The sequence below is a fragment of the Jannaschia marina genome (assembly GCF_013404595.1).
GTDB lineage: Bacteria > Pseudomonadota > Alphaproteobacteria > Rhodobacterales > Rhodobacteraceae > Jannaschia > Jannaschia marina.
On record NZ_JABVAX010000014.1, the window covers coordinates 57731 to 69889 of the forward strand.

Annotated in this window: 11 protein-coding genes; 7 read left to right on the forward strand and 4 right to left on the reverse strand. The window is 66.2% G+C overall.

What is annotated here, in order from left to right:
* The first annotated feature begins 131 nt into the window (after positions 1-131).
* The 5 genes from HSX43_RS16660 to HSX43_RS16680 all read left to right on the forward strand — a co-directional run bounded on the left by HSX43_RS16660 (position 132) and on the right by HSX43_RS16680 (position 5212).
* Complete coding sequence (locus HSX43_RS16660) at positions 132-1349, forward strand: argininosuccinate synthase (RefSeq protein WP_179381266.1); 1218 nt, start codon at positions 132-134, stop codon at positions 1347-1349.
* Entirely contained in the window at positions 1346-2365 is a 1020-nt protein-coding gene (locus tag HSX43_RS16665; protein ID WP_328795462.1) for an AbrB family transcriptional regulator, read from the forward strand. The genes HSX43_RS16660 and HSX43_RS16665 overlap by 4 nt, the downstream gene beginning before the upstream one ends.
* 59 nt (positions 2366-2424) lie before the next feature.
* Positions 2425-3036 (forward strand): peptide-methionine (S)-S-oxide reductase MsrA, encoded by a 612-nt coding sequence (gene msrA / locus HSX43_RS16670; RefSeq protein WP_179381267.1) that lies wholly within the window; start codon positions 2425-2427, stop codon positions 3034-3036.
* A 107-nt stretch (positions 3037-3143) separates the two neighbouring features.
* Complete coding sequence (locus HSX43_RS16675; protein WP_179381268.1) at positions 3144-4199, forward strand: YjgN family protein; 1056 nt, start codon at positions 3144-3146, stop codon at positions 4197-4199.
* A complete protein-coding gene (locus HSX43_RS16680; protein ID WP_179381269.1) occupies positions 4199-5212 on the forward strand; it encodes a M48 family metallopeptidase in 1014 nt (337 codons plus the stop codon). The genes HSX43_RS16675 and HSX43_RS16680 overlap by 1 nt, the downstream gene beginning before the upstream one ends.
* A 2-nt stretch (positions 5213-5214) precedes the next feature.
* Here HSX43_RS16680 and HSX43_RS16685 read toward each other — a convergent pair whose 3' ends face one another.
* Positions 5215-5814: a LolA family protein gene (locus HSX43_RS16685; protein WP_179381270.1), complete on the reverse strand. Its 600-nt coding sequence runs from the start codon at positions 5812-5814 to the stop codon at positions 5215-5217.
* Positions 5815-6071: 257 nt separating this feature from the next.
* Here HSX43_RS16685 and HSX43_RS16690 point away from each other — a divergent pair, with 257 nt between their 5' ends.
* Positions 6072-6860: an LEM-3-like GIY-YIG domain-containing protein gene (locus HSX43_RS16690; RefSeq protein WP_179381271.1), complete on the forward strand. Its 789-nt coding sequence runs from the start codon at positions 6072-6074 to the stop codon at positions 6858-6860.
* A 33-nt stretch (positions 6861-6893) separates the two neighbouring features.
* On the opposite strand, the gene HSX43_RS16695 is transcribed toward HSX43_RS16690, so the two are convergent.
* Positions 6894-9623 carry a DNA translocase FtsK gene (locus tag HSX43_RS16695; RefSeq protein ID WP_179381272.1) on the reverse strand — a complete coding sequence of 910 codons (2730 nt, stop codon included), beginning with the start codon at positions 9621-9623 and terminating at the stop codon, positions 6894-6896.
* Positions 9624-9632: 9 nt separating this feature from the next.
* Positions 9633-10808, reverse strand: a complete 1176-nt coding sequence (locus tag HSX43_RS16700) for an aminotransferase class I/II-fold pyridoxal phosphate-dependent enzyme (RefSeq protein ID WP_179381273.1) — start codon at positions 10806-10808, stop codon at positions 9633-9635.
* Positions 10809-11103: 295 nt separating this feature from the next.
* On the opposite strand from HSX43_RS16700, the gene HSX43_RS16705 reads away from it, so the two are divergent.
* On the forward strand, positions 11104-11463 hold the full coding sequence (locus HSX43_RS16705; RefSeq protein ID WP_179381274.1) for a hypothetical protein: 360 nt from the start codon (positions 11104-11106) through the stop codon (positions 11461-11463).
* Positions 11464-11671: 208 nt separating this feature from the next.
* Here HSX43_RS16705 and HSX43_RS16710 read toward each other — a convergent pair.
* A partial coding sequence (locus HSX43_RS16710) for a calcium-binding protein (RefSeq protein WP_407929388.1) occupies positions 11672-12159 on the reverse strand: 488 nt, incomplete at its 5' end.

Consider the following 12159-nt stretch of genomic DNA (forward strand, 5'->3'; position numbering starts at 1 on the left):
CGGCTCTCCGGTCTTGGGTCGTCAAAGCCCTATGCCCCCGGCCAGCCTGTCGTCAACGGCCCGCCCCTGCGGCTTGCGGGCGCGCGGCCTTTGTCCTAGGCCGCAGACGACCGATTGACGCGGAGAGAACGATGGACGCCCCCAAGAAAGTCGTGCTGGCCTATTCCGGCGGCCTCGACACCTCGATCATCCTGAAATGGCTGCAGACGGAATACGGCTGCGAGGTCGTGACCTTCACCGCCGACCTGGGCCAGGGCGAGGAGCTGGAGCCGGCGCGCAAGAAGGCCGAGATGATGGGCGCGACGTCGATCCACATCGAGGATTTGCGGGAGGAGTTCGTGCGCGACTTCGTCTTCCCGATGTTCCGCGCGAACGCGCTCTACGAGGGGCTCTACCTGCTGGGCACCTCCATCGCGCGGCCGCTCATCTCCAAGCGTCTGGTGGAGATCGCCGCCGAGGAGGGCGCGGACGCCGTCGCACATGGCGCGACGGGCAAGGGCAACGACCAGGTGCGGTTCGAGTTGGCCGCCTACGCGCTCAACCCCGACATCAAGGTCATCGCGCCCTGGCGGGAGTGGGACCTGACCTCGCGCACGAAGCTGATCGACTTTGCCGAGAAGAACCAGATCCCGATCGCCAAGGACAAGCGCGGCGAGGCCCCGTTCAGCGTGGACGCAAACCTTCTGCACACCTCCTCCGAGGGCAAGGTGCTGGAAGACCCCGCGCAGGAGGCCCCCGACTACGTGTTGCAACGCACCGTGAAGGTAGAGGACGCACCCGACACGCCCGAGTTCGTCGAGGTCATCTTCGAGCGCGGCGACGCCGTGGCCATCGACGGCGAGGCCATGTCGCCCGCCGCGATCCTGACCCGGCTGAACGAGCTCGGCGGCAAGCACGGCTGCGGCGTGCTCGACCTCGTCGAAAACCGTTTCGTCGGCATGAAGTCCCGCGGCATCTACGAGACGCCGGGCGGCACGCTCCTCCTGGAGGCGCACCGGGGCATCGAACAGATTACGCTCGACAGCGGTGCAGGCCATCTCAAGGACAGCATCATGCCGCGCTACGCGGAGCTCATCTACAACGGCTTCTGGTTCTCGCCCGAGCGCGAGATGCTGCAGGCCTTGATCGACAAGAGCCAGGAGCACGTCTCGGGCACCGTGCGCCTGAAGCTTTACAAGGGCTCGGCCCGCACCGTGGCCCGCTGGTCCGACCACTCACTCTACTCGGAGGCGCATGTGACCTTCGAAGAAGACGCGGGGGCCTACGACCAGCGCGACGCCAAGGGGTTCATCCATTTGAACGCCCTGCGCCTGAAGCTGGTGGCGAACCGCAACAAGCGGGTGAAGTGAGCGTCACCCGCATCGCCCTGACCGGCGCCATCGGCGTCGCCGGGGCCATTGCATTTCAGGCCGCCGGCCTGCCGCTGCCCTTCCTGCTGGGCCCGATGCTGGCCTGTCTTCTCTGTGCGCTCGCCGGTGTGCGCCTGGCCAGCTGGCCACCGCTCACGAACACCATGCGCACGATCCTGGGCGTCGCCGTCGGGGCGAGCTTCACGCCCGCGATCGTCGGCCAGATGGGCGGGATGATGCTGTCGCTCGCGCTCGTGCCGTTCTTCCTGATCGTCTGCGGCGCGCTCGGCTATCCCTTCTTTCGCCGGATGGCCGGCTTCGACCCGGCGACGGCGTTCTATTCGTCCATGCCCGGCGGCATCCAGGACATGATGCTCTTCGGGGAGGAGGCGGGCGGCGACCCCCGCGCACTCTCGCTCCTGCACGCGACCCGTATCCTGCTGATCGTGACGATCCTGCCGGTCATCCTCTGGCTCGTCTGGGACATCGACCTCACGCAGCCGCCCGGTGCTCCGATCAGCGGCGTGCCCCTCGTTGAACTCGGCGCGATGGTCGGCGCGGGGCTTCTGGGGTGGTTCCTCGCCGCGCGTGTCGGGCTCTTCGGCGCGTCCCTCCTTGGGCCGATGATCCTCGCCGCCGCGCTCGCCCTCAGCGGCGTCATCACGCAGCGCCCGCCGGCCGAGGCGATTCAGCTGGCCCAGTTCTTCATCGGGATCGTCGTGGGGGTGAAATACACCGGCGTCACCATGGCCGAGATCCGCCGCATCCTCTCGGCCGGTCTCGGCCATGCGGTGATCCTCGGGGCGATCGCCTTCGTCTTCGCCGAGATCGCTGTCCTCCTCGCGCTTGCGCCGCCGCTCGAGGCTATCCTGGCCTTCGCCCCGGGCGGCCAGGCGGAAATGTCGGTCCTCGCCATCGTCGCGGGGGCGGATGTGGCCTATGTCATCGCCCATCACGTCCTGCGGATCGTCTTCGTGATCACCTGCGCGCCGATCGTATTCCGTTTCCTGCGATAAGGTCACGGGACGGACCGCGAAGCGACAAATCCGCTGAAACGATCGCACAGGAGTGCCCGATGATCCGACCGCTGCTCGCCGCCCTCATGCTTCTGCCCGTCTCAGGCCGGGCCGAGACCGCGCTTCTGGCGGGCGGATGCTTCTGGTGCGTGGAAGCCGATTTCGAGAGCGTCGAGGGCGTGGGCGACGTCGTCTCGGGGTTCACCGGCGGCACGACACCCGCCCCCGAATACCGCGCCTCGGGCGATCATATCGAGGCCGTGCGCGTGCCGTTCGATACCGACGAGATCACCTATCGGGAAATCCTCGATCTCTTCTTCCGCTCCATCGACCCGCTCGACGCGGGCGGTCAGTTCTGCGACCGGGGCCGCGAATACACCACCGCCGTCTGGGTCGACGGCCCCGAACAACGCGCGATGGCCGAAGCGGCCAGGGTCGACGCGGAAAGCGTGCTCGGACAGCCCATCGTCACGCCGATCCTCGATGCGGGGCTGTTCTATCCGGTCGACGACTACCATCAGGACTACTACAGGTCGGACGATCGCCTCCTCGTATCGAGCGTCGGCGTCGCCGTCCCGAAGCGCGAAGCCTACAAGCGCTACCGCCTGGGCTGCGGTCGCGACGCGCGAGTGCGCGCCGTCTGGGGGGATGAGGCTCCCTTCGCCAAGTGACCTGACGGCAACAGACGCGGGGCCATGCCGCGCCCGCGAAGCCCTCCGGCTGGGCACTCTGCCCGCGATTTGCGACCGTGCGTTCCTACGATCAGACGGAGCGGCAGATGACCCCGGAACACCTCGACTTCAAACAGGTCAAATTCCACGGCCGGGCCGGCGAATGGTTCGGCATCTGGATCGTGAACCTGCTGCTCTCGATCATTACGATCGGCATCTACTCGGCCTGGGCCAAGGTGCGGATGCTGCGCTACTTCTACGGCAACACCGAGATCGAGGGCCGCACCTTCGACTACCACGCCACGGGCGGACAGATCCTGATCGGCCGGCTGATCGTCATCGGTGCGTTTATCCTCATCTCGATCCTGAGCGGCATCTTCCCGCCCCTGATCCTCCTCGTCTATATCGCCGCGATCTTCGTCGTACCCTACCTTCTGATCCGCAGCGCCCGCTTCAACGCGCGCAACACCAGCTGGTCGAACGTGCGCTTCAACTTCGACGGCGACTATGGCGACGCCATCGCAACCTTCCTGCTCTTCCCGATGCTCGTCGCGGTAACGCTCTACACGACGATCCCGCTGCTCACGCGCAAGGCGCAACGGTTCTACATCGAGAACCACACGCTCGGGGGCAAGAAGTTCAGCTTCGACTGCGATCTCGGCCCGCTGTACAAGGCCTTCGGCATTGCCGCGCTCTGGCTCGTCGGCGTACTGGTCGTGGGTGGCGTGCTCCTCGGCAGCCTCGTCTTTTCGGCCTTCGATCCCTATAACAACGATCCGATGGTCCAGGTTCTCCCGATCCTCGTGCTCTATGCGTTCCTCTTCGTGGGCTTCTTCCCGGCCGCGATCCTCTATCGGGCGCTCGTTCGGAACATCGTCTACGCGAACACCGTGCTCGAGGGCGGGCACCGCTTCGCCTCGACGACCCGACCGCTGCCGCTTCTGGGGATCGCGGTGACGAATACGCTCGCGGTGATCCTGACGCTCGGCCTCGCACTGCCCTGGGCGCAGATCCGGCTGACGCGCTACCTTGCAGACAATACCTTCGTTGCCCCGAACGGCTCGCTCGATGCCTTCGTCAGCGAGATCGAACAGGATCAGAGCGCCATCGGCGACGCCTTCAGCGACATCGAGGGCATCGACATCGGCGGCGTCGGTCTCTGATGGAGGTCGCGGGCCGCGCCTTCCCGCCGGGGCGGTCCGTTTCCGTCCCGGTCACGCTGCGGCACGACGACGAGGGCGTTCATCTCGTCGACGTGGACGGCGAGGTCTGGCGCAGCGCTGAGGTGGAAGATCTCGTGATCGACCCGCCCATCGGACGGCTCGAACGCAAGGTCACCTTCCCCGACGGCGTGCTGTTCCAGACGCCCGACCACGAGGGTCTGCAAGCTACTCTCGGGCCCGTCCGCGGCGCCGCGCTCCACGGGGCGGAGGCGTTTCGCCCCAGGCTTCTTGCCGTCATTTTCGGCTGTGTCGCCGGCATCGCGCTGATCTGGCGCTTCGCCCTGCCGGTGCTGGTGGCCTTCGCCGTCTGGCTCACGCCCGACACGATGCTGCGGCAGATGGATGCCGGCACGCTGCTGACGCTGGATCAGTTGATGCTGGAGCCGAGCGAGTTGCCCGAGGACCGGCGGGCCGAAGTCACGGATCTGCACGCCGCCCTCTTGGAGCACGTCGACCCGGACGACCTTGCGACGACCGACTTGCTTTTCCGCGACGCGGGCCCGCAGGTCGGGCCGAACGCCTTTGCCCTGCCCGGCGGCACCGTCGTCATCACCGACGCCCTGGCCAAGATGCTCGAAGACGATCCCGATGCCCTTGCCGGCGTGCTGGCCCACGAACTCGCTCATGTAACAGAGGACCATGGGCTGAAGGCGCTCTACCGCTCGATCGCGCTCTATGTGGTGATCGCACTTCTCGCCGGCGACACCGGACCGATCCTCGACGAGATCCTGCTCGAGGGGAATGTCCTGCTCTCGCTGCAGGGCAGCCGCGACGCAGAGCGCGACGCGGACGCGAAGGCCGTCCCTCTGATGCAGGCTGCGGGTTTCGACCCTGAGGGGCTGGCCCGCTTCTTCGACCGCCTGCAAGGAATCATGGGCGACGGCGGCGGCTGGTCCTCCACCCACCCGGGCAGTGGAGAACGGGCGGCCCGCATCCGCGAACTCGCCCGCTGAGGTCAGTTGGAGAGACCGCGGCGCTGCATCTCGAGCGGGATGTTGAACTGGCCCGATCCGACCTGCGCGCCGGTCTGCATGTCACCGAGGATCACCGTCGTCTGCGACCCGGCATCGTCGGTGATGACCCACTGACGCAGGGTGACGGGATTGGGCGTGAACACGAGCTGGATGTTGCCGTACTCGGGGTGCTGCGGATCCTGCAACGTCACCGAGGTCTGGGTGTTGTCGCCCCCGTGGGCGACAAGCATCCCCGATCGTCCGAAGTCGACGTTCCGCGCGAGGATGAGCGACAGCGGCGTCTGCGAGAGCGGGTATTGCTCGGGCGCGGTGTTGGAGACGGGGTCGAAGATGGCGACCTGCTGCCCGCCCGCGATCACGAGCCCGTTGTTCGGCGCGTCGTAGTCGAAGCGCGCGCGACCCGGGCGGCTGATCGAGAGATCGCCGGTCGAGATGGAGCCGTCGTTGTTCACCTGCGTGAACTCGGCCTGCGCCGTCTGGAAGCTGTTGAGGTACCGGCTGATGTCGTTGACGGAGATTTCGGCGAAGGCCGGGGCGGCCAGGCCGAGGACGGCGGCGAGGGCGGTGGCGAGGATACGCATATGCGGGTCTTTCCAGTCATGGTTGGTCGGGAGACATATAGGCACGGTTGCGCGGAATGCCCCCCGTTATCCAATGTCACGACCCCGTCAGGCGGTTCCATGCGTGCGCAAAGGCGTGATGGGTGGCACCGCCCGCGCACCGCCCCAAATCGTCGCCGCCAAACGGTCGAGGGACTGCATCGTACTCGAGTTAACACCATCTTCACGGTCCCCGGTTCAGTAACCGAACCAAAGATCGAAGAATCGAGGAGCCCCCGATGACCGACAGATTCACTGACAGCGTTGCCAAGGGTATCGGCCACTACGTCTACCGCCTGATCGACCCCCGGAACGGAGAGACGTTCTATGTCGGCAAGGGCCAGGGCAACCGCGTCTTCGATCACGCAAGAGGCGACATCGGCAACCTGACCGACGGGAAAGACGAGCAAGATGACGACCAGATTTCCCTGAAGGCGTCGCGTATCGCGGAGATCAAGAAAGCCGGATTGCAAGTGATCCACCTGATTCACCGCCACAACATACCCAAGGACGCGGTCTTCGAAGTCGAAGCTGCCGTCATGGATTGTTTTCCGGGGCTGTCGAACGCGCAAGGGGGGCATGGTAGCGGGGCAAAGGGCCCGATGAGCATCGAGGAGATCATCCGCAAATACGGCTTGCCCAAGATCGACACGCCGCCAAGGCACAAGCTCGTCCTGATCAACATCAACCACATCGAGGAGCCGACGGACAGGGATGCGATCTACGAACAGGTCCGTTTTGCCTGGCGCATCAACAAGGAGCGGGCGGAGGATGCCGACTACGTGCTCGCTGTCGTCCGGGGCGTCGTCATCGGAGCGTTCGTCGCGGAGAAATGGTTGCCGGCGACGCGCGAGAACTTCGGTAGTCGGGCCGCACCACCGGCAAGCGAGATGCCGAACCGCAAAGGCTTCGTCGGACAACCGGCACCCGATGACATCTGGGACCTCTACGTCGGGCAGAACGGAAAGCGCATCGAGATCGAGGCGATGAAGCACATCCAGAACCCGATCCGGTACTGGTCCCTCTAGGCTACCACTCTCTCGTGTCGCCCAGTCGCCCCCTCACCCGTTCGGATCGGGCAGCAGGATGTCGCGTTTGCCGACGTGGTTCGCCGCCGTGACGGCCCCGTTGTCCTCCATCTGCTCCACGAGGCGAGCGGCCTTGTTGTAGCCGATGCCGAGCTTGCGCTGGATGTAGGAGGTGGAGCACTTGCGATCCTTCGCCACGATGGCCACCGCCTGATCGTAGAGCGCATCCTCGCCGCCGGTGTTCCCGCCCGTCAGGCCAAGCACCGCGTCGATGTCGCCCGCGGCTTCCCCGTCCGGTCCATCCAGAACGCTTGCTGCATAGGCGGGCGGGCCGAAGGATTTCAGGTGGTTCACGATCTCCTCGACCTCCTCGTCGGAGCAGAAGGGACCGTGCACGCGGGTGATCTTGGAGCCGCCCGCCATGTAGAGCATGTCGCCCATGCCCAGAAGCTGCTCGGCCCCCATCTCGCCAAGGATCGTCCGCGAATCGATCTTCGAGGTCACGTGGAAGGAGATCCGCGTCGGGAAGTTCGCCTTGACCGTCCCGGTAATGACGTCGACCGAAGGCCGCTGCGTCGCCATGACGAGGTGGATGCCCGACGCCCGCGCCATCTGCGCGAGACGCTGGATGCAGGCCTCGATCTCCTTGCCCGCGACCATCATCAGGTCGGCCATCTCGTCGACGACGACGACGATGTAGGGCAGCTTCTCGGGCACCGTCTCCTCGGTCTCGAAGATCGGCTCGCCGGTCTCCTCGTCGAAGCCGGTCTGCACCGTGCGGCTGAACATCTCGCCCTTGGAGAGCGCGTCCTTCACGCGGCCGTTGTAGCCGCCGATGTTGCGCACGCCCATCTTGGACATCTTGCGGTAGCGCTCCTCCATCTCGCCCACGACCCACTTGAGCGCCACGACCGCCTTCTTCGGGTCGGTCACGACGGGGGAGAGGAGATGCGGGATGCCGTCATAGACGCTGAGTTCCAGCATCTTCGGGTCGATCATGATGAGGCGGCAATCCTCGGGCGGCAGCTTGTAGAGAAGCGACAGGATCATCGTGTTGATCGCCACCGACTTGCCCGATCCCGTCGTCCCCGCGATCAGCAGGTGAGGCATCTTGGCGAGGTTCGCGACGATAGGCGCGCCGCCGATATCCTTGCCGAGCGCGAGCGGCAGATCGTGGCTGCCGTCGCCGAAATCGCGGGTCGAGAGGATCTCGCGCAGGAGCACGTTCTCCCGCCGCTCGTTCGGCAGTTCGATGCCGATCACGCTGCGGCCCGGAACGGTGGACACGCGGGCCGAGAGCGCCGACATGCTGCGCGCGATGTCGTCGGCGAGGCCGATCACGCGGCTCGCCTTCAGGCCGGCGGCAGGTTCCAGCTCGTACATGGTGACGACGGGGCCGGGACGGACCGAGACGATCTCGCCCTTCACGCCGTAGTCGTCGAGCACGGATTCGAGCATCCGCGCGTTCTCCTCGAGCGCCTCGTCCGACAGGACATGCCGCTCGATCGTCGACGGATCGGCCAGGAGGCCCAGCGGCGGCAGCTCGTAGGCGTTCGCCTTCTCCTCGAACTGCAGCGCCGGCTGTGCCTCGGCACGGGCCTGCGTGGAGGTCGGAGCGGCCTTCTTTGCCGGCTGCACCACCTTGCGCGACAGGGGCGCGCGCTGTGGCGCCGGGGCGGGGGCGACGGGCTCGATCAGCGCATCCTCGCCGAGGTCCGGGGCTTCGGTCGGGGCGGCGGGCGGTGCCGTGATCGCCGGTTCCGTCCGGGCCGCGGGCGCGGCGGCCATCACCGGTTCGACACGCGCGGCCGGAGCGGGGGCGGTGGGAGCCAGCGCCTGCGCGATATTGGCGCGCCGCACACGGGTCCGCACGGCGCTCGCGATGCGGGCGCTGACCCGGTCCTCACCGCTCTCGGGCGGCAGGTCGTCCTCGGCCACGGGTTCGGTCATCGCCCGCTGCGGAAGCCAGGCCATCAGGCCGCGCTTGGGCGTCTCCTCGATGTCCTCGTCCTCGTAGGCGTCGTCGTCCTCCGTGCCATAAGCGTCCTCGCGCCGGGCCGCGCGCGCCTCGCGCAGGGCACTCGCCCCCCGCAGCGTGCCCTTGGCCGCCCCGCGGGCGGCCGACCCGGTGGCGAGCTTGATGAGGTGGATCCCGTTGCCGAGCCCGTTCAGGAAGAAGACCCAGGCCTTGGCCAGATCCTCCCGCGTGCAGCCCAGCACCCAGGCCCCGGCCCCGACAGTCCCGACGGCGATCAGAAGCGACAGGATCTTGAGGCCCGCCGACGCGGTGATCGGCAGGATCTGCAGGAGCGCCCCGAAGACCGTATCGCCGAAAAGCCCGCCCAGCCCGAAGTCATGCGTCCAGCCCTCACCCGGCACCAGCGACGCGCAATAGAGCGACAGGCCCAGCACCCAGACCGGCACGAAGAGGCCGCGCGGCAAGGCGCGCTCCGACCCCGCATGGATCGCGAAGCGCAGCCCCCAGATCATCAGCCCGGCGGCGAACCCGAGCGCGCCATAACCGAGGATGAGATAGAGCGGGGCCGCCAGCGACGCTCCGAAGACGCCGAGCCAGTTGCGCGGGGTGGCATCGGTCGCGGCGAGCCAGTTCGGATCGTCCGGATGATAGCTCAGAAGCAGGATCGCGAGCGCCAGCCCGAGGAGCATCATCAGCACGCCCAGACCCTCGCGTCCGCGCCGCGCCAGGCTAATCTGCACGTTCGTATCGAGAAGGGGATCGCGTTGCCGCACCTGATAGGCCATGAAACCTCCTTACGAATATAGGCAATCGCGCAGGCGGGTGAGCCCGTCGATCGTCTCGTCGAGCGGCCCGACGAGGGCGGCCCGAATGTATGTCTTGCCGGGGTTTCCGGCCTCGGTGTCGCGGGCGAGATAGGCCCCGGGCAGCACCTTCACGCCCACGTCCTTCCACGCCTTTACTGTCGCTTCCTCGCCGTCATCGACCGGCATCCAGAGGAAGAATCCGGCATCGGGGATAGCAAGATTGGGGAAGATGCCCTTCGCCGCCTCGAACTTCGCCGCATAGAGCGTGCGGTTCGCTTCGACGTGGCTTTCCTCGGCCCAGACCTCGGCCGCCGCCATCTGGAGCGGCAGGGGCAGCGGGGCCCCGGCATAGGCGCGAAGCTGCTTCATCCGCGCGATGTTCCCCCGCCCCGAGACCGCGAAGCCCGAACGCAGGCCGGCAAGGTTCGACCGCTTGGAGAGCGAGTGGAACGCGACGACCCGTTCCGGGTCCGCCCCGGTGGCCTTCACCGCTTCGAGGATGCCGACCGGCGGTGCACCGCGATAGATCTCGGCGTAGCACTCGTCGGCGAAGATCTTGAAATCGTGTTTCTCGGCGAGGCGCAGCAGGTTCGCCCAATACTCGAGCGAGGCCGTCGCCCCCTGCGGATTGGCGGGCGAGCAGATGTAGACGATGGCCGTCCGATCCAGAAGCGCCGGGTCCACCGCGTCGTAGTCCGGTAGATGCCCGGTCTCCTCCGTCGCGTTCAGGTAAACCGGCTCCGCCCCCACGCTGAGCGAGGCGACGGCATAGACCTGATAGAAGGGATTGGGCGTCAGGATCGCGGGGCGCTGGCCGTTTTTCTCCTCCGGGCAGAGCGCCATGGAGGTGTTGTAGAGCCCTTCCCGCGTGCCGTTCAGGACAAGGATATCGGTCTCGGGATTGGCCGCGTAGCCGTAACGCCGACCGAGCCAGTCCGCGCAAGCCGACAGGAGTTCGGGCGCACCGTCGTTCGGCGGGTAGGACATGAAAGCGGCATTGTGCCGCGCGATGACCTCGCCCACGAGCGCGGGCGGCGCATGGCGCGGATCGCCGATCGTCATCTGGATCGGCGCGTTCGATCCCGGCGCAAGATCCCCCAGCAGGGTGCGCAGACGCGGGAACGCATATTCGGGCAGTTCGGAGAACCGCTTCGGAGAAATCATTGCCTGGCCTCGATACGGGTGCTCTGACGGCCCCGTTTCGGACAGGATAGCAAAGCGACAGGGCTGCGGTCCATGGTAAACCGATGGAGCGTCGCAGGTGTGTCTTTGGGGTTCCGTAAAGGCGGCGGACATCGACCCCGTACGCGTCGCATTCCGTTCGGTGGCCTTCGCGGCCATGTCCGATCTGTTCATTTTTGGATTGCCGACGCCAGCCTTGCTAACGATCGACGCCGCGAACGTCTGGAATTCTTCATCGGAATTGTCGGTCGACCGATGTGAGGCTTGATCTCGGCGTATGACCGAGTTCGCTTTTGATACCCGCTTAGAGACCAAAGCCTTGCGCGTCACCTTTGTTGGCAGCGCACACGTTCACACACCGGACTGCCTCGCAGTCTGCGACCGGATGCCATGGATCGAAGTCGTTGGCATCGTCGAGCCGGACGCGGCCACCGCGCATATGATCCCCGCTGACCTTCTAATATTCAAGCTCTACAACTTGCTGCACGCGATCTGTCTGACGTTGACAGCGCAGCTGCTCTTCATCGAGAAGCCCTTGGCGGTGAACGGGATGCGGGCCGCCGCCTTGGCGGATCGGATGGACTCGTCGGAGAAAGCGGGTTTACCGCGAATGTCTCCTCCAGAACGGCGGCAATAGCGAGTATGGCGCTCGTCAGCGCGATCAACGACCGGCCAAGTGCCGAGGCAATGCGGTTGGTATCCGATAAGATCAGCTGCAAGAGGATAATACCTCGTTTCCCATGATTTCATCAGCTTCAATCCTCTGCCTTGCTCCGGCGAAAGACAGGGAAAAACTTCGGCATGGAGATCGCCGGGTTTGCAGCAGACCGATCACGGCACGGTTCTCAAAACACGAAGTCGTCCGCGTCCAGCTGACCGGAGGCTATTCCCTCCAGGACGATCCCGCCGAGCGTATTGTCCTGCTGACCGCTCGTGTTCTCGAACCGGATCAGCGTCGAGGAGCCGCCGTCGGTGGACAGCAGACGCAGCGCGTGGAAGCCGCTCGCGGCGTGGCCGCCGAGGTCGATGAGGTCTTCGGTCCGGTCGAAGTCGGTGATCCTGTCAAAACCCTGGGACGTGCCGAAGAGGAATACGTCGGCTCCCTGCCCGCCGGTCAGGCGGTCGTCGCCGAAGCCGCCGTCGATCCGGTCCGCCCCCTCGCCGCCGTCGATCGTGTCGTCGCCGCCCCCGCCGAACAGCCGATCCGCGTCGTCTCCTCCACCGAGGATGTCGTCACCGAAATTGCCGGCGATCGTATCGTCACCGTTCCGGCCCTGAAGGGTGTCCCTTCCGTCGTCGCCGAGGATCATGTCCGCGCCGTCGCCCCCGGAGG

Bases quoted from the DNA above. Each gene is read 5' to 3' on its own strand.
- HSX43_RS16660 (WP_179381266.1), top strand. From the start codon at position 132: ATGGACGCCCCCAAGAAAGTCGTGCTGGCCTATTCCGGCGGCCTCGAC.
- msrA (WP_179381267.1), top strand. From the start codon at position 2,425: ATGATCCGACCGCTGCTCGCCGCCCTCATGCTTCTGCCCGTCTCAGGC.
- HSX43_RS16675 (WP_179381268.1), top strand. From the start codon at position 3,144: ATGACCCCGGAACACCTCGACTTCAAACAGGTCAAATTCCACGGCCGG.
- HSX43_RS16680 (WP_179381269.1), top strand. From the start codon at position 4,199: ATGGAGGTCGCGGGCCGCGCCTTCCCGCCGGGGCGGTCCGTTTCCGTC.
- HSX43_RS16685 (WP_179381270.1), bottom strand. From the start codon at position 5,814: ATGCGTATCCTCGCCACCGCCCTCGCCGCCGTCCTCGGCCTGGCCGCC.
- HSX43_RS16690 (WP_179381271.1), top strand. From the start codon at position 6,072: ATGACCGACAGATTCACTGACAGCGTTGCCAAGGGTATCGGCCACTAC.
- HSX43_RS16695 (WP_179381272.1), bottom strand. From the start codon at position 9,623: ATGGCCTATCAGGTGCGGCAACGCGATCCCCTTCTCGATACGAACGTG.
- HSX43_RS16700 (WP_179381273.1), bottom strand. From the start codon at position 10,808: ATGATTTCTCCGAAGCGGTTCTCCGAACTGCCCGAATATGCGTTCCCG.
- HSX43_RS16705 (WP_179381274.1), top strand. From the start codon at position 11,104: ATGACCGAGTTCGCTTTTGATACCCGCTTAGAGACCAAAGCCTTGCGC.